The sequence below is a fragment of the Streptomyces sp. GbtcB7 genome, from assembly GCF_019091445.1.
In the GTDB taxonomy this organism is placed as follows: Bacteria; Actinomycetota; Actinomycetes; order Streptomycetales; family Streptomycetaceae; genus Streptomyces; species Streptomyces mirabilis.
On sequence record NZ_JAGXJM010000056.1, the window covers coordinates 1 to 24,800 of the forward strand.

The following is a 24,800-nucleotide window of genomic DNA, read 5'->3' on the forward strand; positions in this document are numbered from 1 at the left end:
CCACGAAGCTTTCCTCGGTCTCGCCGTCTGCCTGATCACCCACCGACACGTACAGCGGCTTTGTTAGGGCCAGTAAGAGCGACACGAACGCCCTCCTCAACGGGACATCGGATCCCGCGCTGATCCAACTCAAAGAGACGCGACCAGCGCGGGACACACCCACCGCGCGAACAAGGAGGGCGTCGAAGGCATCGTCGGGTATTCGGTCTTCGCTGCGGGACGGCGCAGAGGAGTGCTGTCGCTGCCGGAAAGTGGCCTGTGCCGTCTGTGCCGCCGGCACGGGCCAGCTCACAGTGTGCCGTAGTGGGGGCTGGTCCTCGGGGGTGTCGGCGTCGTGTCATCCGGGGAAACGGCCGCCGGGCATGAGGCTCCGCAGAACGGTTACATGCGGGGCCTCCGCGCTCAAGGGTTCGGTCCCCGCACCCTCTCCTCCTCTCCCCCGCCCGCCTGCTACGGGCGGATCTGCGCCAGCCCTCCCACACCCTGAGAGCGTGCTTTCGATCCCAGCTACGCTGTCCAGGCATGCTGACGCGCTGTCCTGCGAAAGGTGCGTCCCGCTGGATGCTTCTGCCGCCACCTTCGCAAGGTGGCAAACCCCTTGGTGGGCCTGCGGTGGCCTTCAGCTGTGCAGCATGAGGAGGCTGAGCCCAGTGCTGGTGGGGGTGTGCACCGCGCTGTTGCGGTGCCGGAGGGTGGTGACCAGTCCGGCCTGTCGTAGGACGGTGGCGTGTTGGCTGGCGCCAGAGGCGCCGATGCCCAGCACACTGGCCAGTTCGGCCGTGTTGCATCCGGGATGGGTGGCGATGGCATGGAGGACTGCGGCGCGGGTCCGGCCTAGCAGCGCGGTCAGAGCCTCGGGGGCGCCTCCGGCCCTGGACTCTGCGGAGAAGGGGGTGAGGGGGGTGAGGGCCGCACCGGAGTTGGCGGGGTAGGCCAGGAAGGGCTGGGGCTCGGCATCGGGGTCTATGACCGGTGACTCCGACCCGAACAGTGAAGGCACCAGCAACAGCCCCCGGCCCTCCAGCCGCAGATCGCCTTGCATGCCGGAGGCCATGGCGACTTCCAGCATCGGCGGTCTCCACCGGATACGCGTCGGGTACAAACCCGTCAGCAGGCGCTCGACGCCACCGTGGAGCAGCTCGCGTATCCGAACGGCGCGGTCGGCCGCAAGGCTGGTCACCACGTGGGGCCAGTACGGCGCCATGACCGTCGTGTGGAGGAGATGCATGCTGTCGGCCAGCTGCTGCAGCACGAATGGGTCATCGCCCAGCCGACGGGTCCAGGACGGCAGCGGCTGGTGTTCCGCGAGGGCTGCCAGGGTCTGACGGATCTCTTTCGGTGAGGTCGAACGGATCTGTTCCAGCAGATCGTGTGGGCTGCCCGATTGCACGCAGGCCAGGAAGTCCGGTGTCCATCCGCGCAACGGGATCAGATCGAGGGCCAGGCGCGCCTCCGGCGGTAACCGGGCAAGGGACCGCCGTCGCCATACATCGTAGCGGACCGGCTGATTCCGGTCTTGGAGAACCCGTACCGCATTGGCCAGTTCCAGCATCGGCCTCGGCGACTCGGCCACTCGGGTCCGGGCCAGATCGTCGGCGGTGAAATGGATCCGGTAGACCACTGCTTCCCCCATGCTCCAGCCATGCCTGGCGATCGCCAGTGATTGTCCCAGCAGGCCATGATTCAAGCCAGGTTGAAACACCTCGGCCTTTCCTACCTGGGTGGGACAGGCTCATCGGGCAGGCAAAAAGGCCCTTGGGCCCCGTCCTGAGTAGTGCGCGGGATGCAAAGAAGCCGATGAACTCATCAAGCGTCACGTCGACGCATCCTCCCCGTTTCACTCGCGGGGAGCCACTCAGGGGAGACGGGTGGCGTAGTTCGCTCCGCCGCCCCACCACAACCGGAAGGTCTCCACAAGATGAACAAAGTACGCCAGCGCATCGCCCTCGCCGCCGCTGTCGCGGCCCTCGGCGGGGGTCTCGCCGTGGCCCCGGCCGCCGCAGCACCCTCGGGCGCGCTCGACGACGTGAAAAGCTGGACACGAAGCTGCGGCACCACCTACGGAGCAATCGTCACAGACGAATACGCCGCGACGGTGAAGGGAACCAACGGTTCCTGCGCAGGAGACGCCTGGGTGCGGGCCAAGTGGCGTGGCACATGGAGCAACTGGGTGCACAACTCCAGTCGGGCACAGGTAAACGTGGGCGGCGACCTCGAGGCCTCTCAGCACAAGGGCTGCGCCGACTGCACGGTGTACACCCTCTATCCCTGACATGACACGGTTCGCGACGGCTAGGGAAGCAGTGCGCTGAAAGAGCTCGGGTCCGTCACCACGGGGAAGCGACGGGCCCGGCCTTCCCATGCGGGGGGCGCACTAGGCCAGGAACAATCACTCCACCCGGCTTACGACCACAGCTACACCCCTGGTGGTACGCCGGCAACCACCTCGATTGCAGGCGCAGTTCAACCCACAGCTGGGCGAGAGGGAACAGTCCTTCCAGCTAGCTTTCCATGTACCCCCGGGCAGCATCGCCTCGGGCGGGCGACCGCACTACCGCTGGGGACGGACTCCCCTGCATTCGGGCACTGAAGGGACCGAGATGAAGCGACTGCTCATGAGTATGTTCGCCATCCTGACCTTGGCCGGCTCCGGCCTCGTGGCCACGGCGAACAGCGCCTCCGCCGCCCCGTCCGCGTTCACGTGCGCGGTGGTGTTCGACGACGGCAACACGGCCGGGATCAAGTGCACCGGCAGCACCTTCAACGCGTTCGCGAAGTGCAAAAGCGGCAAACTCGCGATTGGCGCCACTGCGGCTTCCGGGACGACGTCCTACGCATACTGCACGAGCTACAACTCCTCACTCGCCTACCCCCGGTCTTGCGGCGGAACGCCGGTGTAGATGTGGGCCAACAGTAGGGCAGCCGACTGCGTGCCGGCCCGCGCGTCAGACTCCGCCCGGCACTGACGGACGGGGACGCCCGAAGCTCTGCCGGAGCCCTGATCAGGGAGAATGCACCGCTGCTTTTTTCAGGATCTCGATCGTCTGCTGCTGTTCCCGGTTCTCCCTGCGCAGGTACGGCAGGCTCGGCACCATCCGGCCGACGACCTGGCCGTCCATCGCGGCCCGGTAGCGGGAGATCAGCGTCGGGTCGTCCAGCAGTTCGGCGAGCCGCTTGCGCATCCCGTCCACGGCGTCGGCCTGGACGTCCCGCGCGGCGAGCAGCGGCAGGTCGCGCCGCCAGTCCTCGTGCGTGAGCAGCTGCTCAGACACCCACGACAGGAGGTCGGTCGCGGTGTGGGTCTGCAGTCCGCACGTGACGTGCAGCGAGCGGGTGCCCTGGTCGGCGGAGACCGCGTGCCACGGGGGGCGCCTCGTCGGGGTCCTTGATGCCGCGGTACAGCGGGAACGGGCGGATGGTGCCGTAGATCCGCCACCGTTTGGCGCCATCCAGCTGGACCACGATGGTGTCGTGGTCGCCCCAGTGGACCCCAAAGCCCTCGGTGCTGGTCCAGGACGCGTAGAGGTTCGCCTGCACGCGGGTGCGAAAGTCGCGCTCGATCGCTTCGGCGAGGCATGCGAGGGGCGGGTGGAGTTCGTCGACGCTGTCCAGGGCGAGGGAGGCGCCCTCGGTGAGCCGGGCGTGCAGTTCGGCCGGGTGGAGGCGGTGCCACACGCTGTGACGGCGCGTGGCCACCGGGGCGGTGTACCCGCTGAACTCCGTCAAGACGACCCTCACCGTGGGTGCGTCGGCCGGCACCGGCGGCAGTTGCTCAGTACTCCATTTCGGGGCGCAGGGGGCTGCCGACCGCATGGAGGTGCCGCAGCACTTGGGCGTAGGAGTTGAGGAGTCCGGTCTCGTAGTAGGCGATGCCGTGCCGGGCGCAGAAAGTGCGCACGAGTCCCTGGGCATGGCGCAGGCTGGGCCGCGGCATGGAGGGGAACAGGTGGTGTTCGATCTGGTAGTTCAGTCCGCCAAGTGCGAAATCGGTGAACCGGTGGCCACGAATGTTGCGTGAGGTCAGTACCTGCCGACGCAGGAAGTCAATCTTGTCGTCCTTGGCGAAGATGGGCATGCCCTTGTGGTTGGGGGCGAACGAGCAGCCCATGTACAGCCCGAACAGCCCTTGGTGCACGACGAGGAAGCACACGGCCTGGACGGGAGACAGGACCAGGAACACGGCGGCGAGATAGCCGCCGAGATGCGCCGTCAGCAGTCCCGCCTCGGCCAGTTTGGCCGCCCGCGAGGTTGCGGTACCGGTGCGGTCCAGCAGCGCCCGTACTCCGGCGATGTGCAGGGCGAGTCCTTCCAGGAGCAGCATCGGGAAGAACAGCCAGGCCTGGTGACGGGCCAGCCATGCGTACGCTCCGCTGCGGACCCGGGCGTGGTCCTGGGTGAAGGCGATCGCGCCGTCGGCGATGTCGGGGTCGCGGTCGACGTGGTTGGGGTGGGAGTGGTGCCTGTTGTGCTTGTTGATCCACCAGCCGTAGCTGAGGCCGATCAGCAAGTCGGCGTGCACGCGGCCGAGCAGGTTGTTGACGCGCTTGGAGGCAGCGATCTGGTGGTGTCCGGCGTCGTGCCCGATGAACCCGGTCTGGGTGAACATCACCGCGAGGAAGGCGGCGGTCAGCAGCTGCCACCACGACTGTCCGATCAGGGCGAACGCGGTCCAGCCTGCGGCCAGCAGGAACAGGTTCGCCCCGACCTTGACGAAGTAGTAGCCCGGCCGCCGCTTCAGCAACCCGCTCTGCTTCACCTCGCGGGACAGTGCGGCGTAGTCGCTGCCCCGGCCGCCGGGCGGGGGTTTAGTCATCTCGGTGTGGTCCGCCGGACCGGTGCCCCGGATGCTGATGTCAGTGGTCACAGTGTTCCTTTCGGCGTACACGGGCGCTGCCTCCGACACGAGGGCGGGGCACCGCAAGCGGCACCCGTTCGGAAGCAGTACGAGGCAGGCCCGCGGCGCGGGCCTGCCTCGGAATGGGGTGTCTCAGTGCGCGCGGAGCTGGTCGGCCTGCATGCCCTTGGGGCCCTGGCTGGCGGTGAACTGCACCCGCTGGTTCTCCTCCAGGGAGCGGAAACCCCCCGTCTCGACCACCGAGTGATGGACGAAGATATCGGCGCCGCCCTCATCGGGGGCGATGAAGCCGAAACCCTTGTCCGGGTTGAACCACTTCACGGTTCCTTGAGCCATGTGGCGTCTCCTACGAGATGGCGAGTAGTGCGGAGAACGCGCACTCGCGCGATCCCGGGCTGCCAGTCGCCAGCCGTCGAAGAAAACCCCCCGAGAACGGCGAAGCACCCGCTGTCGGAACTCCACGGGCGCTTCCACGTTCGCAAACTTCAACTACAACCACTCGCTACAACGTCCGGAGCGCCGGGAACGTTCCCGGTTGGACGGGGAAGGGTCCGGCGACGCCCTGGCGGGTCGGTTCCGGGTCCGGAGGGGAGTACCGTTGCGGCACCGAGCACACCTCGCATGCTGTCATCCGTTTCTAGAGAAGTGCCCTGTGCGTGGGGGGGGGAGTCCTCCAAGCGGGCGCCGCACGGGATCATTGAGAGGTCGTGCGCTGTCCGTCGGACAGGCGGAACAGCTCGAAGAACAACCGGGCGGCCTCAGGTTCACCATCCACGAGGAGCCGCCCTGAAGCCACCGCTTCATCGACGGCGACTTGCCCCTTCGCGAAGGCGTAGAACGTTTCCTTTTCGCAGGTCAGGCTCAGACCGGGCTTTACCGGCGCCCTGCCGGTCTCCACCCGTACCCGCTCGCCGTCGCCCTGCAGCCACAGCTTCTCCTCGCCTAGTACCGAAGTGTGCGGCCTCACCCAGGGCTGTAAGGCGCATCGCCACCACTGACCAGGCGGCGCGGTCGGTGTAGCCGGGCGGCGGGTCTCCCAGACCTGCGCCCCGCTCGGAGAGGCCGGGGAGGGCCGGAATCAGCGCTTCGCCCCGGTCGGTCAGTTCGTAGGCCGCGACGCGGCCCTGACCGGGGGCAGCGTGGTGGGGCGCAGCACGTCGTGTTGCTCGAAGTGCTTGAGGCGTGCAGCCAGAAGGCTGATGCCCATGCCCGGCAGGGCCGACAGGAGGTCGCTGTAGCGGCGGGGCCCCAGGACAAGCTCCCGCACGATCAGCAGGGTCCACCTCTCCCCCAGCACGTCAAGCGCGCGGGCGATGAAGCAAGTCTGTTCGTAGGAGCGTCTCATCGTGTCATCTCGCTCGGTGACATCGCCGAGCCCGCGGAGGCCACCGCCCCTTTGTCGGGCATCGGAGCGGACAGGCTGACATTGCCCGGCAGGTCAAGGATGACTCGCTGCACCTGCACCCGCTGCACGTGGAGTTCGCCACCGCGTCGGCCTGCACATTGGGACGCGAGCTCGGCCATCCGGGCGGCGGTGGGTCCAGCTCCGGCGCTGTCTGCCAGGCAGCGACCGTCCAAGCGGGGCCGGGGCGGCGTCGGCCGAGGTCCGACACGATCAGCGCGGCAGCGGCGAGGGCCAGGAACACCACCGCCACGGGCCGCAGTGGCCCCTGGACCCGGGGGCCCTCCGGGCGATGGACATGGAAGTGCACTCCGCCGTGGATCGCGCCGGTCTGGATGAGGTTCTCGACGTAACCGCCGTCCATGCGGTTGACGACCGTATGAGGGACACGCCCGAAACGGCGCGCAAACCACTGCCCCCTCGGCCCCCTCATGAGCTCTATCGTGCCATCGCGTCGATCAACTCACGCTGCCTTTGCAAGTCTCAATCAGGTGGGCACGGTTCAGTCCTGGACACTCTTCTCGGCGGTGAAGTCATCCAGGTCGGCAAACTCTGAACGAAGGGCTCCGCAAGGATGGCTGGAGGACGGGACTGAAGTGAAGCTCGGTGTGTTCCTGTCGAACACGAAGTCGAAGCGCGGCAAGCTCACCACTGTCAAGCTCCAGCAACTAGAGGGCGTCTGAAAAGTCGGTCAGCGGGGCGTTCTTGCGAGTCGCCGTAGGAGCAGCATGGCCATGGCGAGGTAGATGACGTTTTCCGAGTTGACGCGGAGGTATTCGTAGTCCTTGGACAGGCGTCGGCACCGTCCCAGCCAGGCGAACGTCCGCTCCACGACCCAACGGCGTTGGACAACAGCGAAGTAGGGCACTTCAGGGAGCGGGGCTCCGGCCTTGGCCCAGGTACGGCGGAACCCGCCGTCCCGGCGTTGCACGATCTGCACGGTGATGCCGGTGGCCTGCCGGATCCAGGCGTGGAAGTCGGCGCCGCGGTAACCCTGGTCGGCCCAGATGTGCTTCAGGCGTGGAAAGTTGTCGGCTGCTTGGCAGAGCAGGACTTCGGCGCCGTCCCGGTCGTCGACGTTGGCCGGGCTGACGCAGGCCAGCAGGACAGTGCCGAGGGTGTCCACCAGCAGGTGGCGCTTGATGCCGTTGACTTTCTTGCCGCCGTCGTAGCCGTACAGACCGCCTCGTTCGGTGGCTCGCACGCTCTGGCTGTCCATGATGCCCGCACTCGGGGTGGGGTCACGGCCCAGCCGCAGCCGTTCACGTTCGCGCAGCTCAGTGAGCATCCGCTCCCACAAGCCGTCGCGTCGCCACTGCCGCCAGTAGTGATATGTGGTCTGCCAGGGCGGCAGATCGTGCGGCAGCAGCCGCCAAGCACAGCCGGCCCGCAGCCAAGACGCGAGGGCATTGACGATCTGGCGCCGCGTGTGCCCGGGCGGCCGTCCACCTGGCTTCACCGCCGGCACCAGCGGTCGCAGGATTTCCCACTCGGCGTCGGACAGATCCGTCGATAAACGGGCGCGCGATTCGCCCACCCCAGCCCCCGTAAGTGCACCACCACCCCGCTACCTGCCCGTATGCCCCGCTGACCGGCTTTTCAGACGCCCTCTAGCTCCTAGGCAGAAGGATCAGGGGTGACCGGATGACATCAGGATCACCGCAGCCGGGCGTCGGCCGGGTCATCGCAGGTCGGTACCTCCTGCTGAACCAGCTGGGCAGCGGCGGCATGGGCCACGTCTGGCTCGCCCACGACCAACGGCTGGCCTGCGAGGTCGCACTCAAGGAGATCGTGTTCAGCAATCCGGCCGATGCCGACGCCGAGCGGGAGACCCGGGTCGCGCGCTCCCAGGCCGAGGCTCGGTACGCGGCGGGGCTGCGCGGCCATCCGCAGGTGGTGACCGTGCACGAGGTGCTGGAGCACGAGGGGCCGCCGTGGATCGTCATGGAGTACGTGGCGGACGCCGTCGACCTGCGCGACCTGGTCGGCCGGCTCGGCCCGCTGGCACCCGCCGAGTGCGCCCGCATCGGACTCGCCGTGCTCGACGCGCTCACTGCCGGACACGAGCGGGGCGTCATGTACCGGAACGTAAACCCCGCCAACATCCTGCTGGCGCCGGATCGCACCGGTGCCCCGTACGCCCGGGTTCTGCTCACCGACTACGGCATCTCCGCACAGCCGGATGCCGGCGAGACCCGGTACACCCAGACCTCCGTGCTGCTGGGCCGCGCCGGGCATCTGGCGCCCGAGCGAGCCCAGGGCGGACCGCCCACCCCCGCGGCCGACCTGTTCTCGCAAGGCTGCTCGCTCTACTACGCCGTCGAGGGCTGCGGCCCCTTCGACCGGGAGTCGGTCCTCGCGGCACTCACCGCCGTCGTCCTGGAGGAACCACGTCCGCCGCTACGCGCGGGCGTCCTGGAGCCGCTCCTGGCGGCCAGGCTCACCAAGGACCCAGCCCACCGGATCACCGTGGCGGATACCACGGCCGCGCTGTCCGCGATCCTCACGCCCCAGTCGCACCCCCGGCCCCAGCTCGGCCCCGGCTCGGAGCCGCCGTGGGCGGGCGGGACCGCCCACACGGCCGCGCCCAAGGCGCCTCCCATTCCCGACGCCCCGCAGGACCAGGCCACGGGCACGCCGCAGTACGGGCCTTCACCTCCACAGCCGTCATTCCCATGGACTGCTCTGTCGCGAATCAAATCTGTCTTGGCTCGCCTGGAACGTTCAGTGGATGCCGATTCAGCAGAAGATGATGATCTTCCCTCCATCGAGACGGATGATCTTTCCCCCGAGGAGGCGGACGTGGTTTCCGGTGAATCGGCTTCGACCATCAATCACGCCTTGGCTCTCCTGCTTTATGCGGCTAGGCCCGCCACCTGAGGTAGCCGGCGGAGACCTCGTCCCCTGGCGAGCGGTGGCGGAGGAGCACAGCAGTGAGCGCGGAACCGCAACTTCCCGCCGAGTGGTCTCAGGAAGGCGGAGACCCGATCCTGTCGGCCGGCATGAGCATCGCCATGCAGTGGCGCCACCTCGGAACGGACAAACTGGAGGCGGCGCTGAAGGCGCTGGAGCCCGAACTCCGCCGTCAGCACAAGACCGTTCTGATACGTCTGGGGATGCAACGCGAAGCCGCCGACCGCAAGGAACGTGAACGACGGTCGGAACTGGAAGTACGCGAGCACCAGAAGCGACGCGCGCATGTGCCACACATGGCCGACCTCACAGTCGGCGCTCGTGGCCCTCGCGATGCTCGGCGCGGGCGTGTACGTAGCCGCGGATGCCTGGTGCCAGGCAACTCTGCTGTGCGGTCCCAGTCTGCTCGCCCTGATGAAGATCTTCGTGTTGCGTAGGAGCGATCCGGACAACATGAAGGTCCTGGCAGGCGCGGCGCGAACGTCAACGAACGCAGCGCAACAGGCTCGGCCAACTCCACCCGCCATATGACCGCCACCCTCTCCACTGACGACACCCCCGCGAACTAGTGCCATACCAGGCAACGTTCGCCTCACTGTTGCGGGGCGTAGTCGGTGGCCTCGGCTCCCTGCTGTCCACCAGAATCGGCGCATGCTGAGAGTCGGTTCCGTTGTGCTGGGTGTCTCGCATGTGCCGCGTGCGGCCGCGTTCTGGATGGAGGCCCTGGGATACGTCCCGCGCAAGGACATGGAAGACGACTGGGTGGTTGCTGGTGCCGACGGAAGGGGCCGGAGTGCAGCTGGCACTCTACGACCGGGCACGCACCTCGTTCGCGTGGCTGACGACAGCCCGGCCCGCATAGTCCCGAAGCCACCGGGTGCGGCGGACACGCTGCTGGAGGCGGGCGCTGAACCCACCGACCTCTCCCCCACGCCGCTCGCCGGCACGGCGTGCGCGGCCTCCATCCTGATCAGGACTGAGCGGCGGCGGCTCAGCGGTCAGAGCTGCCGCCCAGCGCCGAGGGTGACTCCCGGGGGGCGCCCCGAGGCCGGTGGGGCGCGAAAGAAACGGAAGCTCATGTTCTATGACGTCGGTCACAGCACCCCACTAACAAACCGGCACACTTAGTAGACGCGGCTTGGCAGACATCTGAGGATTTGTCCGTCTTGGCCCGGATGTGGATCCTGCCGCGCGTCCCGGGATTCCGCCCGGCTGGCCCGCACGCCCGTTGCCCCGTGATGTAAGGCTTCTGACGCCGCGACAGCTTCCCCTCCTGCCGCCATGTGCGGAGCGAAGACCCGTGCACTGCCCTGGCGAGAGGTCCCGGGACCTACGAGGCGACGTAGTGGCGGGACCCTTTGCGCTCCCCGTCGAGCCGTTCTAAGAATGGCGACCCACAGGACGTCGCCGCAGTTCGGAACCGGTGTTCACGCAGAGTCGACTGCGCACCGTGCGCTCGGCGTCACCGAGTGAGTAGGAGCCCCCCACATGAAGTCGTCCCGAACGTCCGCGAGACTCCTCGCTCTCGGCCTGGGTCTGGCCTCCAGCACGCTGGGCGCGGCGGTGCCGGCGAGCGCCCAGACGGCCGCCACCCCGTCCGCTGCCGCCGGTACCTCCGTGGCACGGTACGCCGGGTCGGTTGAGGAGGCCGCGAACAACAAGGCGTTCTTCGAGGCCGTGCTCAAGTCCGTCGCCGAGAAGCGCGCCGCCCAGCCGAACGCGCAGGCGGTGACTGTCTACTACAACGCCTCCCAGGCGCCGAGCTTCCGTTCGCAGATATCGAGCGCGGCCTCGATCTGGAACAGTTCCGAGTCCAACGTCAAGCTCCAGGAGGCGTCGAGTGGTGCCGACTTCTCCTACTACGAGGGCAACGACCCGCGCGGGTCCTACGCCTCCACCAACGGCCACGGAAGTGGCTATGTCTTCCTCGACTACGCCCAGAGCCAGCAGTACGACTCGGTCCGCGTCGCCACCCACGAGACCGGGCACGTGCTGGGCCTGCCGGACGACTACGGCGGGCCGTGCAGTGAGCTGATGTCAGGCGGCAGCGCCGGCCCGTCCTGCACCAACCGCTACCCGAACGTCACCGAGCGCTCGCGTGTCGACCAGCTGTGGGCCACCGGACTCGCGCAGGCCCCGGGCACGGTGACCGGGCCCGCTGACCACCCGAGCGCTGCACCGCCGGTACGGACCGTGGCGCCGAGCCACGGTCCGGGGCATCCGCTCCACAGCACGCCCTGGAGTTGAGTGCGTTCCCAAGCGGGAAACGGCTCGCTGTCGAGGATGGCTTCAGTCACATGCTCAAGACGGTCGTCTGAGCACTCTTGCAGGCTGGCCGACAGACGCTGGTGCTTTGTATGGCTGGAGGGCGGAGCCGGGAGGCGAAGCCGCTCGCACAGCGCAGGCACGTCCTGGTGACAGTACCCTGCCCGCGACGCGGTGGCGGGTCCGCAGGACATTGCGCTTCGAACCGTGTTCGGCCCAGGCGATGAGGCCCAGTTCGCACAGGTAGCGGGCGTGGTTGAGGACCGTGCGGCGGCTGAGGCCGAGCTCGCGGACGGTGGCGGTGACGTTGGAGGGGATATGGCCGTGCTGGCGCGCACACCGCTGCCGCCGCACGCCTGGCAACCGCTCTCGCAGCCGCCCTCGGTGCACCCTGGCACCCCGCGGCATCGACCAACCCCGGACGGCGGACGGCCTTCATCCTCGAAACCGTCAGCGGCAGCTGGGCCGTGGCCGTGCCTGATCCAAAAGGCAAACAGATCGCGCTGGCCGCTGGACGTCCCGGCCACGATCCGCGCCAGGCCGCAACCTACAAGCCCGGCTTGGACGACGAGACAGACCTCCACGACTGGCTGACGACGGCGGATCTGGCAGGACCGGCCCATGAGATGGCCTTGGCGCTGCTGACCGCACTGACATCAACTCGCCATGACACCAAGCCTCCTCGGGGGAGGTAGGTACCGATTTCGCCCGGGCAAGTCACCGTGCCCGACGGAAAGGGGCAGACGGTCCTCTGCGGAGGGTCAGGCGGTGGACCAGGAACGGAGCTGAGCGGCGATCTCCTGCACGGCGGCGCCCTTGTGTTTGACGCGCATGACGAGCGCGAGGGCTTCCTCCGGCTCGTAGTGCATGTACTTGCCGTTGGTGTTGAGGAACGTCTCGGCGACCAGCCAGGCGAAGAAAGCGTTCCTGCTCTCAAGCGGCTCGTGCAGGGCGAGGGTCTCCAGCATGGCTCCCGCTTTGAGCCAGTCGCTGGCGTAGACGTCGCGGGACATGTACCGCGCCAGGACGCGGGCGCAGACGGCGTCCAGGACACCCAGGTCGAGGCACGCAGGGTCACCAGGAAGTGTCTGGGCGATCTGCAGGAGTTCTTGCGGGGTGAGGAAGCGGGTCACGCGGCGTGACCGCGCTGGATCTCGTGCAGATCGCGGCTGCCCATGGGCGCCGGGTCGGGCCAGGCAGCGGTGTCGGCGCCGGCCGCATCGGTGTCCTGGGTGGCGAAGACCTCCGCGAGCTGCGCGACACGGTCGCGGGTCTTGCCCAGGGCCTTGAGGAACGGGTCGTCGGCAGCCGCGAGCGCGGCATCCCGGACGAAGACCTCGGGGGACTTGCCGACGAGGTGAGCGGCCTCTTCAACGCGCGCGTACTCCTCCGGCGCGAAGGGAGGTACCTGAGGTCCGTTCTGGTCCATACGAGCGACGGTACCAGCGAGACCTCCCATTGGCCCAGGATCTGCCCGTGAACGGCGGCCGCAAGATGTCCGCCCTGCGATCGCGCTCGGGCGCCTGGCCTCCACGGTGCATCCGTAGACGTCGGCCAGCGCCAGCAGGATAGGGATCGTCGGACTGCGGGAGGAACTCGGAGGTCACCGCTTCTCCTTGCTGACGGCGAAGGTGTCGATGGCGGTCGTCTCGCCCGGCTGCTGGCTGCTCACCTCGTGGATACGGTCGGCCACTTCTTGCTGAGACCATCCGTGGGCGTGCCGCCACGACTCTCTCGGCACTTGACGCGCATGTCTCCTGGGCGATGGCGGGCAGAGGGCTGCCCGGGTCGGTCGTCCGCCGCCGAACGGTGTCCCTCGCCGCCTTGGAGTCCTTGGCCGACCGAAAAGCACTCATGAGCAGCCCGCCCCTGCGCGGTGTCGTCGCGGCGGGCTCACCACTCCCCTTTGTTCATAGACCGGCACAAATCTCGAAGGGGACCCGACATGCGACCTGCGAGGAACCGCCGTGCCGGGCCCCCATGCTGGTCGATGGCCGAACCATCTTCCCGGTGCCCCAGCGGACCGGGTCACCGGCGAGGAAGTCCGATAGCCGTGGCTGTCGCCGTGCCTGGGTCGCCGTCGGGACCCTGCTGCCACTCCCGGACGACCGCAAGGAGAACGAGCGGTCGAGGACTGTCGTGGCGGCCGACCGGACGGCGGCCATCATCTCCTGCTCCTGGACCCCCGCCGAGGGGCCGGCCAATCAGCTGCCCGCATACCGGCAGGCACCTCATATATCCGGTCGTCGGCGAAACGGAAATTCCGTTTCTGGCGCTCTCGCACCGTAATCTAAATTCCCGGTACGCGGTCTCGCGAAGGGTGGCGAATCCAAGGATCGGAAGGACAAGGAGTCGCAGGCATAAAACTGTCTGCGGACGCAAGTTCGGGAACTGCGGGGCATATCCAGCCGCTCCGCCGGGAGTGGTGCCCGACCGGTGTCCTGCGGGAGCCCGAGCGGACACTCGGGCCTCGCGGCTGCGCGGGCCGGGCAGCAAACGAGTATGTGCGTTGACCTGTATGTCTGCTTCGATCGTGCATGCAGCTGGTGCACAGTACATCGCCGCCGCCCCCTGCGCGGTCACCGTAGCGGCAGCGGGCGCCCTGCGCACGGCCTGACGGCGCCGGCGTCAGCGGCGCGAACAGAGCTCCACTTTCGACACCGACGAATAGCTCAAGTGGCCGTTCCCAATTCGTGCGGAGGTATTCCCATGTCCGCTTTTCAATTTGTCACCCGCCGGACGATAAAAAAACGTCGGCTCTCGGACTACAAAGGCAGCACGGCCGGAGGCCGAGAGCGACCGGTATCACGCCTGGCAGTTACTGTTCACACCCCAGCGCCCAAAGGACTGGTCCGGGAGCAGGGAGGCGGTACCGGGGCTGCCTGCAGGCCGGCCTCACCGAGGACCTCACCGAGACCGCGCTGCTGGGCGGCCTGCTCGTCGTCCGCGCGCTACGCGACAAACTCCTCGAGGACGAGGCGCGGCTCATCGCCGCCGCCCGCCGGCGGAAAATCACCTGGGTCCGCATCGGACACGCCCTGGAAGTACGCAGCCGCCAGGCCGCCGAGCGCCGGTTCCTGCAACTGCGCACCGACATCGACGACCTCCACGGATCCCCCCTCACCCAGCACGAACGCGTCGCCTACGCCCGCGACCAGCGTGAACGCCACGCGGAACGCTCCTGGACCATCGAGCACGCCTCCCACATCCGCGCCTTGGCCCGGCGCCTGCTGGCCTTCGACAACCTCCAGGAACGCGCCGACCGTCCCCCCCCCCGCGCGCTCCAGGAACACCGCACCGCCGTACGCGAGGCCCAACTCGCCGGAATCGCCCCGCCGGCACTGGCCAGCAGCCCGTGGCCAGACCGGCTCCATGAAGCTCTCGCCGACGACTCGGCCCTCCAGAAGACGCCACCCGTCCAGTTGGCATCCGATCTCGACGGGTCCCGCTTGAAGGCCACCCGGGTCGCCAGCTCCATCCACCAACTCTTCGGCCTCGTCATCCATGCCGCAGACCCCGGCAGCGTGGACCTGGCCGACAGCCCAGACCTCGCCACCGCGATCGACTCACTGCGCCAGCAGGCCGAAGACGACGCGGTCATAACACAGACCCTGCCACCAGCCACTCCATGAACTGATGGGCAGGCAGCCCCTGAATCCGCGTCGGCGTACGGCGGTTCACCGGTCTCCGCGCTTCTACGCGCGACCGTCACTCGGTACAAACCGCGGTTCAGTAGGTCACCACATCTGGACTAGGCGCTGGCCTCCGGCACCCTCTTACTCAACCCCGTCGTCGCCGAGTCCCTTCTGAACCGGCTGATCAACACCAGCCACCAGATCATCATCAACGGCCCCAGCTACCACCCGAACAGGCGTCCCAAGAACCGCACTGACAAGCCCTCAGTCAAATGACCTGGATCAGTCCCACCAGTTGAACACCAGCTCGCCGACTGTGCTGGGACGCCAGTAACGCACCTGTTCCAGCTCTGCTTCGGCGAGCTCGCTGGTGTCAGCCGCGGCCAACGGCATGCCTAGTTCTCCGACATCCAGCAGCCGGAAGCCGCCCAGCTCAAATGCGTCCGCCCACGCCGGTGGGGATGTGAAGTCCGCCAGCGGCGCACCAGCCTGCGGAGGACTCGCCACAAAGGCAACGACCGGGAGTACCTCGTGGCACAAGACGGTCGACCGAATGCCTGAGGCGGTGATCAGAACCGTATGGAAACTCTGCGTGACCCCGGCCAGAGTCACTTCGCCGACCGTGGCCCGAATCGACCAGGCCGCCGCATGGCAGGCGGTTTTGAAGGCCACGACGTCCACCTGCGGCAACAGGTCATCGCCTTGCCCCCAGACCCCGGTGGCTCCTCGCGCGACGCGGATCAACGCACGCCTCAACTCTCATTCCGTCCGTCAGGTCCTCCGACAAGGAGGCCACGCTACCGAGCCGAGTGATCACGCACCGATTCTGCCACCCTCCGGAGTCCTCTTCGGGGCCCGTCTCAGTCACGAGGGTGGGGAATTGCGCAAACTTACCCGTGGGGAAATATGAAGCGCCCCGGGATCGGTGGAGGCTCCGGACTGTCCCGAGTTGGGTGGAGTCGAGTTGCTTGGTTTCAGGCTACTGGCGGGGTGCGGAGTTCGTACTCCACCGGGCTGAGCATGCCCAGGGCGGAGTGTCTGCGCTGTCGGTTATGGAAGATTTCCAGATACTCGAAGAGCGCGGTGGACAGCTCCAGACGCGTCCGCCATTGTCTGCGGTTGAGCAGTTCGACCTGGACCCGGGCCCAGAAGGACTCCATCATCGCGTCGTCCACACAGTCCCCGATGGAGCCCATCGAGGGCAGCAGGCCGGAGGCATGCGCGCGCTGGGCGAACGCCCAGGACCCGAACTGCACTCCGTGATCGGAGTGGATGATGGTGCCACCCGGCCGCGGGGAGCGGTTGCCGATGGCCATGGCCAGGGCGTTGGTGGTCAGCGCCGCAGTGGGCGAGGCGTCGATCGACCAGCCCACCACCCGTCGCGAGAACGTGTCCACAACGACCGCGCAGTACACCTTGCCCTCCCGGGTGGGGTGCTCGGTGATGTCGGTGACCCATAACTGGTCCCGGGCGTGACGGGTGAAGTTCCGCTCCACCAGGTCGGCGACCGGCGGGGGCACGTGCCTGGCGCGGTAGCGCCGGTTGCCGGGCAGCCCGTGCAGGCCGGCGCGCTGCATCAGCAGCTCCACGGTGCCGTGGCTGACATGGATGCTCAAGCCCAGGCTGAGCTCGGCGTGCACCCGGCGGGAGCCGTAGGTGCCGCGGGAGGCGGCGTGGATGCCCACGATGGCCTCGGTCAGCCAGGCGTGCTCGACCAGGCGGTTCTACGGCGGACGGTCCCGCCGGGCGTAGTACCCGGACTCCGCGACCTGCAGCACCCGGCAGGCCAGCTGCACCGGCAGATGCTCGCGGGCCATCACACGGACGGCTTCGAACCGCCTTTTGGGGACGTCACCTGACCCAGCAGCTCGGCAGCGCGCCGGTGAATGGCCAACTCGGCCTCCAGCTCGGCGATGCGCTTGCGGGTCGCATCGAGCTCGGACAGGTCGCTGCTGTTCGTGCCGGGCAACTGCCCCGTATCGATGAGGTGCTGGCGGCGCCAGACATAGATCGTCTGATCGCTGATGCCGAGGAGCCGGGCGACCTCGGCGACCTTCCTTCCGGATGCGACGAGATCGAGAACCTTGCGGCGGAGCTCGGGCGGATAGCTGCGGGGCATCACGGCCTCCGAAGGCTGCTGGATGGTCAATTGTCCAGCAACCCGACTCCATTAGAACCGGGGCATACCACTCCATCAGACCCGGGGGCGCTTCAGCTGCTGGTGATACGAGGCGGGTGTCTGGACTTTACCTCCGGGGCTGGCAGCAGCTGTTCAGTGCTCTCCCGCGGTGGTTTCCCGCCGCAGGAGAGCACTGAGTGGTTGTGCTGGACGCGAACCGCTCTCTGGGCTGGGCCTCTCACAATGACAGCGAAACGTCCGTCACGTGCTGTGGTCGGCGAGCTTCCGCAGGCGTGCTTCACCGATCGTGGACAGCATGTCGGTGCGCTCGGGGCACCACCCCAATTCCTCCTGTGCGCGCACGGCACGCAGCCGGCTGGAGGCTGCCATGACGAGGGCCCCGAACTCTCCCCAAACCAGGACCGCTTCCTGTGGTGTGACGCTGCGGGTGTCGCAGCCGAGGTCGTTCGCGACTCTCTCCGCGATCCAGCGGTTGGGCACTTCCCCGGCCACGGCGTGGTAGAACCCTCCCGCGCGTCCCGCTTCCAGGGCGAGGGTGAACAGGTGGGTCACGTCGTCGATGTGGACGTGGCTGTAGGTGTTCAGTCCGGGCCCGACGTAGCAGGCCGCCCCGGTCGCGGCGACCGACTGGTAGGTCATCGGCACGTGGCCGTGGTCGCCGGGGCCCCAGATGAGGCCGGGGCGGATGACCATGGCGCGCAGCCTGTCGGAGGCGGCGGCCAGGACTGTGTCCTCGGCGGCCTTGCGGGAGGTCGCCAGGGGTTCGACGGTGAAGGGGTCGTGCTCGGCGAAACTGTCCTGGCTCCAGGCGCCTGCGGTGCGTTGCAGGAGCACGCCGCTGCCGGAGAGGAAGATCAGCGTCTTGCCCGTTCCCGCCATGGCGCGGGTCAGACTCCCGACTGTCGCTGTCTCCAGCACCGGGTCGACTTGGGCGGTGTAGACGACGGCATCGGCCCGCAGCGCCGCGTCGATCGTGGCGGAGCGCCTGGAATCCAGGTCCGCGACCACGGGGGTGATCCCGTCGGCGGCGAGCGCGACTGCGGCGACGTCGGTGCGGGCCAGGCCGGTGACCAGGTGTTCGCGGGCCGTCAGACGTCGTGCGAGGGTGCCGCCGACGAAGCCGGTGGCACCGATGACGAAGACGTTCACAGCGGCACTCCTCAGCCGGGCAGAGCGCTGAGCTCGCCGCCGTCGGCGAACAGGATGGAGCCGTTGACGTAGCTGCTGGCCGGGCCGACCAGGAACGAGACGATGTCGGCGATCTCGCTCGGGTCGCCCGCCCGGCCGCGCGCGTTGGTCCTGTCCAGGACCGCGATGTGCTCGCCGAGCATCGCCGAGGTGCCCTCTGTGTGCACGGGGCCCGGAGACACGGCGTTGACCCGCACGCCGGACGGGCCGAACTCGGTGGCCCAGTAACGGGTGAGGATCTCCACAGCGGCCTTGGAGGCACCGTAGGCCGCGCCGACCGGAGCGGGCATACGCGCCGCACTCGACCCGACCAGCACGATCGATCCCTGTCCGCGCTGGACCATGCCGGGCGCCAGCGCACCGACCAGCAGGAACGGGGCCCGCGTGTTGACCGCGATGTGCCGGTCGAAACTCGCGGCGTCGGTCGCGGGGGTCGGCGCGAACTCGTACAAGCCCGCGTTGCTCACCAGAATGTCCACGTCGCCGGCCTGCGAGGCCAGGCGCAGCGTGTCCTCGGCGTCGGTGAGATCGGCGGCGATGAAACGGGCGGCGCCGCTCTCGTGCGCGATCTCCTTCGCCAGGGCCTCGCCACGGGCCTGGTCCCGCCCGTGCAACACGACCTCGGCCCCCTGCCGGGCCAGGCTTTGCGCGATGGCCTTCCCGATACCTGACGTCGCTCCGGTCACCAGTGCGGTGCTGCCCCGCAAAGCGGTGCTGATGTTCATTGCAGTCTCTTTCGCCGTTGTCATGACGCTTCAGCGTGCGGATCACACGCTTGGCACCCCTGCCCCATCAACTATGCACAGCAGATGTTCTGTCGGCAAGAACATCTGTGGAGTAGCGCTTAGGTGCTACATTGGGTGGGTGAGCGCACCGACTTCCGAAAACGACAAGCGGCGCAGCGGGGCCGAAGACCTGGCACTGGAGACCGACCTGGGCTGGGCGATCCGGATGGTCTCCGCCGAGTTCCGCCGCGTCGCCACCGAATCCGTCTCCGAACTGCCAGGAGGACCACGCGGCTACCTCGTACTGGTCGCCCTGGCCGGCGGCGAACCACCTTCACAACTCGCTCTGGCCAAAGAGGTCAGCCTGGACCGCACCGTGATGACCTACCTGCTCGACGACCTCGAAGCACACGAACTCATCACCCGAAGGCCCGACCCTCGCGACCGACGTGCACGCCAGGTCCTTATCACCGACACCGGACGCGCCCGGCTCAAGCAGGTACGACACGGCCTGTCCGCCGCCGAAGCACGTCTCCTCGCCGATCTGAGTGACCAGGACGCCGAGGAACTGCGCACCCTCCTCTCCCGTGTCGCGCAGACCGCCCAGCGAGAGTCGATCGCCCCTGAAGAAGCCGGCTGCTGAGATACAGCCTCCACACACATCGCGAGCCGATTCAGCCGCTTCCCCAGTGCCGGCTGGAGCAGAAGCCGACGGGCGGAGCGGCCGACGTACGGCTGACAGGCGCATCACGGCCCTGTCAGCCGCACTCCCCTCCCTCATCCACGAGAAAGAGCGGTGGAAGCCGGACCAGACCGACCCGCACTGCACCCACTCCGTCCACCTGACGGACTGGCGAAGCCGGCATCGCAACCGAGGTCGGCGACATGCCCAGCGAGGCCGGGGTGATGCCCGCCCACCGCTCACGCCGGCTGCCGGGAGTTCCCCGGGCTGCTCGTGACCAGCGCCGCCGATCGCGGCAGCCGGCCGCTTCAAGAGACGGGAAGCTGCCCCAACGGCCTGCCCCGGTCGGCCCGCGCCGCCGCCAGGATCCCCAGCTCGCCCGCATCGGTGAAGCAGGGGCCCGACCAGGGGTCCGGTGGCGGGGAGCACCTGGACGTGCACCTCGGTCCCGCACCGCCGCGCGGCCTCGTACAGACACTCCAGGGCATGGAGCGCCCGGACATCGAGCGTGCCGAATCAACGTGACCGCGCAGAGCCGCATCGGCAAGGTCATAATGCTGCGCCGCCCCATCGGAGCCCGCGTGTGGTCAGGCTTCTGCCAGGTCGGCGCCCACAAGACGATCCCGGGACCGCGTACCGCACGGTGTGTCGGCACAACGTGGCCCGATACCTGCTGGACCGTCTCAACCATGACGGTCGTGGCACACGAGTCGAGTTGCACCCGCTGAATCAATCCCAGGTAGACCGCCCCCGCCAACGGATCGTGGAGTACCGGAGCTTGAACATCCGTCACTGGGACGCCGTGGTAAGGGCCTGGGCGGACGGTGACAGCCAGGCGCTGGATGAAGCCTGGATCGAGCAAATCGTGGATCTTGGTTCGCAGTGGGGACAGTACGAGTACGTGACCAACGTCGGCTTTGCCGCATGAGCAGCAGCAACACCCCAGCACCAGCTGTCGCGTCGAGGGCACCCGGGGCCGGGTGCCCTCGACGCCGATCAGGCAGGGGTCACATCGTGGCGCCCGCCATCGTGCGGCACATCTCCGCGCAGCGGCGACACGCCTCGGCACATCGCATCATCATTGGGTCGTCCGGCACGGCCATACACGCCTCGGCGCACATGTCGCACGCCTTGGCGCACATCGCGCACATCTCGGCCGACATCGGCGAGCGGCGCATCATCATGTCCGCGCACATGCGAGTCATCTCGGAGCAGTCCATGACGGCGCGCATGATCTGCATCGAGGGCGCGCCGCCCATCTGCATGCATGCGCTCATGGTCTCCTCGCACATGCTGTGGCACGACATGCACGCCTCGACGCAGTCCTGCATCTCCTTGCTCATCGCGGGCATGGATCCGGGCTGGCTCATGGCTCCTCCTGGGGGTGAGGGGGCCCGGGGCGGACCCCTTGCCCCTTCGTTCTACTTCTTCCCGTGCCCGTCCGCCACGAGGCGGACGGGGTAGATATAGGATTTTTTGCCTGAATTGCCCGGCCCCGGCATGCCTGGGCCGCGTCACGTGCCAGCTCAGGGGAGTGATCGACTCACCGCTTGCGACCCATGCCCCGAAGTGGGTGACATCGACGATCTCCTCGTCCGGGCCGTGAGCCACTCGTGCGGATGTCGGCCTGCGACGAACCCGTGGTACGGGGTGCGCTGGTTGTAGCCCAGCAGCTCCTGAAGCTCGGTGGGGAGCTGGGCAACCGTCTCCGGCGGGACCGCGAGCGTGTGATTGTCGGGCGGCCGCAGCCAGGACGCCACGTATTCCAGGATGACCCCCAGGCGCGGTCCAGCGGTTCGGTTCGCTCCGGCTGCATGGACAGTCCGGCCGTCGATCAGCAGCACCGATCCGGGATCCATCTCCACCGGGAGGCACACGACGTCCTTCGCGCGCCCCGAATTCAGATGACTGCCTGGTGCGACGCGGGTGGCACCGTTTGACGCCGTGAACGCGTCGATGGCCCAGACGGCGGTCACCATCACAGGTCCGGTGCCGGCCGGCAAGGGGTATACCCCCGCGTCCCGGTGGAGCATCTGAGCCGCCTGCCCGGGCAGCAGTTCGGAGACGACGGTCATGCCCAGCTGGCAGGCACCCACGTGAACCGCGTGCGGCACCGAGCACCAGCGGCTGAAGAGCTGTCGGGTCGAGGCAACGAACGAGAAGGGCCCATCCCGCGCCGACGTCGCCCTGGCCGAGGAAGCCGATCCGCTCGACCTGGACCAGCCAGAAGACCGGGTCGAGGTGGCTCAGAACGTCCCAGACCGGGGGCAGCTGCCGGACCGAGTAGAAGACGCCGCCGAGGAAGCCCAGCGGCAGCAGAACGATTGACTCCATGGAGTAGACGTGGTCGAGCGACCTGGCGAGGCTGCCCGCGATCACGCCCACCTGTGCGGCGACCAGGAGCACACCGAGCGTGCCGAACAGCAGGACGAGGGGGCGGGCGACGCTCCCGCCGCCGGTGAGCGGGCGAGCCACCGCCAGCACTCCCCCACCTACGACGGCGCCTCGGGCGACACCACCGCTCACCAGTGCCGCGCTCCCACCAGCGCAGCGGGCTGGCGAACACGTCGTGGATGTACCGGTCGCGCCGGGCCTCGAACAGGCTGGTCGTCCCGTTGACGAAGCCGACGTTGACGATCGCCTGGGCGAAGAGGCCGGGCACGATGAACCTGCCGTAGGAGACGCCGTCGATCGTGTCGACGTGCCGTCCGAGAGCCGACCCGAAGACGACGACGAACAGTACGGTCGACAGCACCGGACCGACGACGCTGTAGCGCCAGATGGTCAGGAACCGCAGGACCTCGCGCTCCAAGAGCCACAGGAACGGCGACCGTTCGGGATGGAAGGGCTCGTCGTACGACGGGAGAGCCGACGGGGCGTCGGGGCCGGTCGTCACGCCACCTCCTCCCCGGTGATCACCCGGTCGGAGACCTCGGAGATGTCCCGGGCCTCGTAGCGGTTCCGCCGCAGGGCCGCGGAGCCGCGGTCGACGATCCGGCCTGTGCGCAGCAGCGCGATCTCGTCGCACAACGTCTCCGCCTCCTCGAGGTAGTGCGTCGTCAGCAGGACGGTGGTGCCCGCCGCGTTGAGGCCCTTGACGAGTCTCCAGATCTCCGCGCGCAGCTCGACGCCGGCGGTCGGCTCGTCGAGGATGAGCAGGCGGGGACGGTGCATGAGCGCCCGCGCGAGAACGAGACGCCGCTGCATACCCCCGGACAGCTCATAGGCGCGTGCGGTGGCCTTGCTGTCGAGGCGGAACACCTCGAGCAACTCGTCCACGCGCCGGACGGCCGCCTTTCGGCCGATGCCGTGGTACCCGGCGTGGTAGATCAGGATCTGCCGGATCGACAGGAACCGGTCGACGTTGATCTCCCGCTCGGCCAGGCCCAGCAGCCGTCGAGCCGCACGGCTTTTCGGTGGTCGTGACCGAAGACGGTGAGCGTGCTGGTGGTGGGACGGACGATGTTGCAGACCGAGCCGATCAGCGTGGCCTTGCCCGCCCCGTTGGGGCCGAGCAGCCCGAAGAAGGCGCCGTCTGGGATCTCCAGGTCCAAACCGGCGACCGCGGTGAAGCCGTCCCCGTACGTCTTGCTGAGCCCTTGGACGAGCAGAGCCGACGGCTTGCTGTCAGTCACCGGGCGCATGGGGCTCTTCCGGGTGGAACTGGTTGGCCGGCACCGGCAGCCCGTAGTGCTCGCGAAGAGTCGTGCCTTCGTACTCCTCACGGAACAGGCCCTTGCCGCGAAGGATCGGCAGGACGTGCTCGATGAAGCTTTCCAGGCCTGACGGCAGAGCCGGTGCCATGATGTTGAACCCGTCAGCGGCACCGTCCTCGAACCAGGTGATGATCGTGTCCGCCACCTGTTCGGGCGTGCCGATGAACTCGAAGTGGCCGCGGCCGCCGCCGAGCCGCGAGATGATCTGGCGGACCGTCAGCCTCTCGCGTACGGCGAGCTCGATGATCAGGTCGGAGCGGCTCTGCGAGCCCTCCAGTTTCGGTCTCGCGAGGATGAAGTCCGGCAGTGGCTCATCGAGTTCGAACACCGACGGCTCGGTCTCGAAGACCGCGGCCAGCTGACGCAGTCCGTACTCCGGAACGCGCAGCTCGTCGAACCGCTTCGCCAGCGCCCGGGCCTCCGCCTCGGTCGACCCGATGTACGGGACAATGCCCGGCAACACGATCACGCCGTCCGGGTCACGCCCCGCGGCCCTGGTCCTGGCCTTGATGTCGGCGTAGAAGCCGGCCGCGCGCTCGTACGTCTGGTGGGCGGTGAAGATCGCCTCGGCGTGGCGTGCCGCGAAGTCCTTGCCGTCCTCGGAGGAGCCGGCCTGCACGAGCAGGGGGTAACCCTGGGGCGGGCGCTCGACGTTGAGCGGGCCAGCCACCGAGAAGTGTGTGCCTCGGTGGTCGAGCGTGTGGAGCCGGGCGGGGTCGGCGTAGCGCCCCGTGGCCTTGTCGGCGACGACGGCCTCGGACTCCCAGCTGTCCCACAGTGCCTTGGCGATGTGCAGGAACTCGTCGGCCCGAGCGTAGCGTTCGGCGTGGTCGGGACGGCCCACGAGGCCGAAGTTGGCCGCCTCGTCGGCGCCCGCCGAGGTGACGATGTTCCAGCCGGCGCGGCCGCCGCTGACGTGGTCGACCGACGCGAGGCGACGGGCGAGGTTGTAGGGCTCGTTGTACGTGGACGACACGGTCGCGATGAGTCCGATCCTGCTGGTCGCCTGCGACAGCGCGGTCAGCAGGGTGAGTGGCTCGAGCTGGCCCGGCGGCCGGAACTCGCCCGTGCCGATGATCGCCGGGCCGTCCGCGAGGAACAGCGAGTCGAACTTGGCGCTCTCCGCCAGCTGAGCCAGTTCGATCCAGTGCCGCAGGTCGAAGTCCGCCCGCGGGTTGCTGTGCGGGAGCCGCCACGCCGCCTCGTGGTGGCCCGCCTCCATGAGGAAGGCGTTGAGGTGGAGCCGGCGTCTTCTCTGATCGCTCACGACTGCTCTCCA

General features: G+C 68.1%; 23 protein-coding genes and 7 pseudogenes. 9 read left to right on the plus strand and 21 right to left on the minus strand.

The window, feature by feature from the left end; translation table 11 throughout:
* A partial coding sequence (locus KVT44_RS49970; protein WP_217575194.1) for a hypothetical protein occupies nucleotides 1–280 on the minus strand: 280 nt, incomplete at its 3' end.
* 339 nt (nucleotides 281–619) lie between these two features.
* Nucleotides 620–1,687, minus strand: a complete 1,068-nt coding sequence (locus KVT44_RS49975; RefSeq protein ID WP_254650973.1) for a helix-turn-helix transcriptional regulator — start codon at nucleotides 1,685–1,687, stop codon at nucleotides 620–622.
* A 231-nt stretch (nucleotides 1,688–1,918) separates the two neighbouring features.
* Between KVT44_RS49975 and KVT44_RS49980 the strand changes: the two genes are divergently transcribed.
* Entirely contained in the window at nucleotides 1,919–2,272 is a 354-nt protein-coding gene (locus tag KVT44_RS49980; RefSeq protein ID WP_217575196.1) for a hypothetical protein, read from the plus strand.
* A gap of 343 nt (nucleotides 2,273–2,615) precedes the next feature.
* On the plus strand, nucleotides 2,616–2,900 hold the full coding sequence (locus KVT44_RS49985; protein ID WP_217575198.1) for a hypothetical protein: 285 nt from the start codon (nucleotides 2,616–2,618) through the stop codon (nucleotides 2,898–2,900).
* Nucleotides 2,901–3,002: 102 nt separating this feature from the next.
* Here KVT44_RS49985 and KVT44_RS59255 read toward each other — a convergent pair whose 3' ends face one another.
* The 7 genes from KVT44_RS59255 to KVT44_RS50015 all read right to left on the minus strand — a co-directional run bounded on the left by KVT44_RS59255 (nucleotide 3,003) and on the right by KVT44_RS50015 (nucleotide 7,794).
* The gene (locus tag KVT44_RS59255; RefSeq protein ID WP_308314354.1) at nucleotides 3,003–3,272 is read right to left on the minus strand and encodes a hypothetical protein; all 270 of its coding nucleotides are present in this window, start codon (nucleotides 3,270–3,272) and stop codon (nucleotides 3,003–3,005) included.
* Entirely contained in the window at nucleotides 3,265–3,726 is a 462-nt protein-coding gene (locus KVT44_RS49990) for a cupin domain-containing protein (protein ID WP_254650974.1), read from the minus strand. The genes KVT44_RS59255 and KVT44_RS49990 overlap by 8 nt, the downstream gene beginning before the upstream one ends.
* Before the next feature lie 46 nt (nucleotides 3,727–3,772).
* A complete protein-coding gene (locus tag KVT44_RS49995; protein ID WP_308314355.1) occupies nucleotides 3,773–4,864 on the minus strand; it encodes an acyl-CoA desaturase in 1,092 nt (363 codons plus the stop codon).
* Nucleotides 4,865–4,987: 123 nt separating this feature from the next.
* On the minus strand, nucleotides 4,988–5,191 hold the full coding sequence (locus tag KVT44_RS50000; protein WP_217575200.1) for a cold-shock protein: 204 nt from the start codon (nucleotides 5,189–5,191) through the stop codon (nucleotides 4,988–4,990).
* A gap of 358 nt (nucleotides 5,192–5,549) precedes the next feature.
* Complete coding sequence (locus KVT44_RS50005) at nucleotides 5,550–5,822, minus strand: SCP2 sterol-binding domain-containing protein (protein WP_217575202.1); 273 nt, start codon at nucleotides 5,820–5,822, stop codon at nucleotides 5,550–5,552.
* 132 nt (nucleotides 5,823–5,954) lie between these two features.
* Complete coding sequence (locus tag KVT44_RS50010; protein WP_217575204.1) at nucleotides 5,955–6,200, minus strand: helix-turn-helix domain-containing protein; 246 nt, start codon at nucleotides 6,198–6,200, stop codon at nucleotides 5,955–5,957.
* A 748-nt stretch (nucleotides 6,201–6,948) separates the two neighbouring features.
* Nucleotides 6,949–7,794 carry an IS5 family transposase gene (locus KVT44_RS50015; protein WP_217575206.1) on the minus strand — a complete coding sequence of 282 codons (846 nt, stop codon included), beginning with the start codon at nucleotides 7,792–7,794 and terminating at the stop codon, nucleotides 6,949–6,951.
* 107 nt (nucleotides 7,795–7,901) lie between these two features.
* Between KVT44_RS50015 and KVT44_RS50020 the strand changes: the two are divergent.
* The 4 genes and pseudogenes from KVT44_RS50020 to snpA all read left to right on the plus strand — a co-directional run.
* Nucleotides 7,902–8,819 (plus strand): annotated as a pseudogene (locus KVT44_RS50020) (serine/threonine-protein kinase); the annotation flags it as partial.
* 371 nt (nucleotides 8,820–9,190) lie between these two features.
* Nucleotides 9,191–9,607, plus strand: a complete 417-nt coding sequence (locus tag KVT44_RS50025; RefSeq protein WP_254650975.1) for a hypothetical protein — start codon at nucleotides 9,191–9,193, stop codon at nucleotides 9,605–9,607.
* A 214-nt stretch (nucleotides 9,608–9,821) separates the two neighbouring features.
* A pseudogene (locus KVT44_RS59260) lies at nucleotides 9,822–9,938 on the plus strand (VOC family protein); the annotation flags it as partial.
* Between the two features lie 720 nt (nucleotides 9,939–10,658).
* Nucleotides 10,659–11,417: a snapalysin gene (snpA, locus tag KVT44_RS50030; protein WP_217575208.1), complete on the plus strand. Its 759-nt coding sequence runs from the start codon at nucleotides 10,659–10,661 to the stop codon at nucleotides 11,415–11,417.
* 779 nt (nucleotides 11,418–12,196) lie between these two features.
* Here the strand turns inward: snpA and KVT44_RS50035 are convergent.
* On the minus strand, nucleotides 12,197–12,568 hold the full coding sequence (locus KVT44_RS50035) for a fic family toxin-antitoxin system, toxin component (protein ID WP_217575210.1): 372 nt from the start codon (nucleotides 12,566–12,568) through the stop codon (nucleotides 12,197–12,199).
* The gene (locus tag KVT44_RS50040; protein ID WP_217575212.1) at nucleotides 12,565–12,864 is read right to left on the minus strand and encodes a hypothetical protein; all 300 of its coding nucleotides are present in this window, start codon (nucleotides 12,862–12,864) and stop codon (nucleotides 12,565–12,567) included. Before KVT44_RS50040 ends, KVT44_RS50035 begins: the two co-directional genes overlap by 4 nt.
* Nucleotides 12,865–14,128: 1,264 nt before the next feature.
* On the opposite strand from KVT44_RS50040, the gene KVT44_RS50045 reads away from it, so the two are divergent.
* Complete coding sequence (locus KVT44_RS50045) at nucleotides 14,129–15,067, plus strand: hypothetical protein (RefSeq protein WP_217575214.1); 939 nt, start codon at nucleotides 14,129–14,131, stop codon at nucleotides 15,065–15,067.
* 285 nt (nucleotides 15,068–15,352) lie between these two features.
* Here KVT44_RS50045 and KVT44_RS50055 read toward each other — a convergent pair whose 3' ends face one another.
* The 4 genes and pseudogenes from KVT44_RS50055 to KVT44_RS50070 form a co-directional block, all read right to left on the minus strand.
* Nucleotides 15,353–15,742 (minus strand): hypothetical protein, encoded by a 390-nt coding sequence (locus KVT44_RS50055; RefSeq protein ID WP_217575216.1) that lies wholly within the window; start codon nucleotides 15,740–15,742, stop codon nucleotides 15,353–15,355.
* Nucleotides 15,743–16,044: 302 nt separating this feature from the next.
* Nucleotides 16,045–17,189: pseudogene (locus tag KVT44_RS50060) on the minus strand (IS3 family transposase).
* 261 nt (nucleotides 17,190–17,450) lie between these two features.
* Nucleotides 17,451–18,359 (minus strand): NAD-dependent epimerase/dehydratase family protein, encoded by a 909-nt coding sequence (locus KVT44_RS50065; RefSeq protein ID WP_217575218.1) that lies wholly within the window; start codon nucleotides 18,357–18,359, stop codon nucleotides 17,451–17,453.
* A gap of 11 nt (nucleotides 18,360–18,370) precedes the next feature.
* Complete coding sequence (locus KVT44_RS50070; protein ID WP_217575220.1) at nucleotides 18,371–19,123, minus strand: SDR family NAD(P)-dependent oxidoreductase; 753 nt, start codon at nucleotides 19,121–19,123, stop codon at nucleotides 18,371–18,373.
* Between the two features lie 139 nt (nucleotides 19,124–19,262).
* Here KVT44_RS50070 and KVT44_RS50075 point away from each other — a divergent pair, with 139 nt between their 5' ends.
* Nucleotides 19,263–19,766, plus strand: a complete 504-nt coding sequence (locus tag KVT44_RS50075) for a MarR family winged helix-turn-helix transcriptional regulator (RefSeq protein WP_308314356.1) — start codon at nucleotides 19,263–19,265, stop codon at nucleotides 19,764–19,766.
* A 667-nt stretch (nucleotides 19,767–20,433) separates the two neighbouring features.
* Nucleotides 20,434–20,733: pseudogene (locus KVT44_RS50080) on the plus strand (transcriptional regulator); the annotation flags it as partial.
* A 79-nt stretch (nucleotides 20,734–20,812) separates the two neighbouring features.
* Here the strand turns inward: KVT44_RS50080 and KVT44_RS50085 are convergent.
* From KVT44_RS50085 to KVT44_RS50110, 6 genes and pseudogenes are all read right to left on the minus strand, one after another.
* Entirely contained in the window at nucleotides 20,813–21,175 is a 363-nt protein-coding gene (locus KVT44_RS50085) for a four-helix bundle copper-binding protein (protein ID WP_217575222.1), read from the minus strand.
* Nucleotides 21,176–21,331: 156 nt separating this feature from the next.
* Nucleotides 21,332–21,919 (minus strand): phytanoyl-CoA dioxygenase family protein, encoded by a 588-nt coding sequence (locus KVT44_RS50090; RefSeq protein WP_308314357.1) that lies wholly within the window; start codon nucleotides 21,917–21,919, stop codon nucleotides 21,332–21,334.
* Between the two features lie 145 nt (nucleotides 21,920–22,064).
* A pseudogene (locus KVT44_RS61270) lies at nucleotides 22,065–22,331 on the minus strand (ABC transporter permease); the annotation flags it as partial.
* 70 nt (nucleotides 22,332–22,401) lie between these two features.
* Nucleotides 22,402–22,701 (minus strand): annotated as a pseudogene (locus tag KVT44_RS61275) (hypothetical protein); the annotation flags it as partial.
* A pseudogene (locus KVT44_RS50100) lies at nucleotides 22,698–23,449 on the minus strand (ABC transporter ATP-binding protein). The pseudogenes KVT44_RS50100 and KVT44_RS61275, both read right to left, overlap by 4 nt.
* Nucleotides 23,433–24,788 (minus strand): LLM class flavin-dependent oxidoreductase, encoded by a 1,356-nt coding sequence (locus tag KVT44_RS50110; protein WP_308314358.1) that lies wholly within the window; start codon nucleotides 24,786–24,788, stop codon nucleotides 23,433–23,435. The pseudogene KVT44_RS50100 and the gene KVT44_RS50110 overlap by 17 nt, the downstream one beginning before the upstream one ends.
* Nucleotides 24,789–24,800 lie beyond the last annotated feature (12 nt).

Bases quoted from the DNA above. Each gene is read 5' to 3' on its own strand.
- snpA (WP_217575208.1), top strand. From the start codon at position 10,659: ATGAAGTCGTCCCGAACGTCCGCGAGACTCCTCGCTCTCGGCCTGGGT.
- KVT44_RS49985 (WP_217575198.1), top strand. From the start codon at position 2,616: ATGAGTATGTTCGCCATCCTGACCTTGGCCGGCTCCGGCCTCGTGGCC.
- KVT44_RS50085 (WP_217575222.1), bottom strand. From the start codon at position 21,175: ATGAGCCAGCCCGGATCCATGCCCGCGATGAGCAAGGAGATGCAGGAC.
- KVT44_RS50000 (WP_217575200.1), bottom strand. From the start codon at position 5,191: ATGGCTCAAGGAACCGTGAAGTGGTTCAACCCGGACAAGGGTTTCGGC.
- KVT44_RS50070 (WP_217575220.1), bottom strand. From the start codon at position 19,123: ATGAACATCAGCACCGCTTTGCGGGGCAGCACCGCACTGGTGACCGGA.
- KVT44_RS49980 (WP_217575196.1), top strand. From the start codon at position 1,919: ATGAACAAAGTACGCCAGCGCATCGCCCTCGCCGCCGCTGTCGCGGCC.
- KVT44_RS50040 (WP_217575212.1), bottom strand. From the start codon at position 12,864: ATGGACCAGAACGGACCTCAGGTACCTCCCTTCGCGCCGGAGGAGTAC.
- KVT44_RS50010 (WP_217575204.1), bottom strand. From the start codon at position 6,200: ATGAGACGCTCCTACGAACAGACTTGCTTCATCGCCCGCGCGCTTGAC.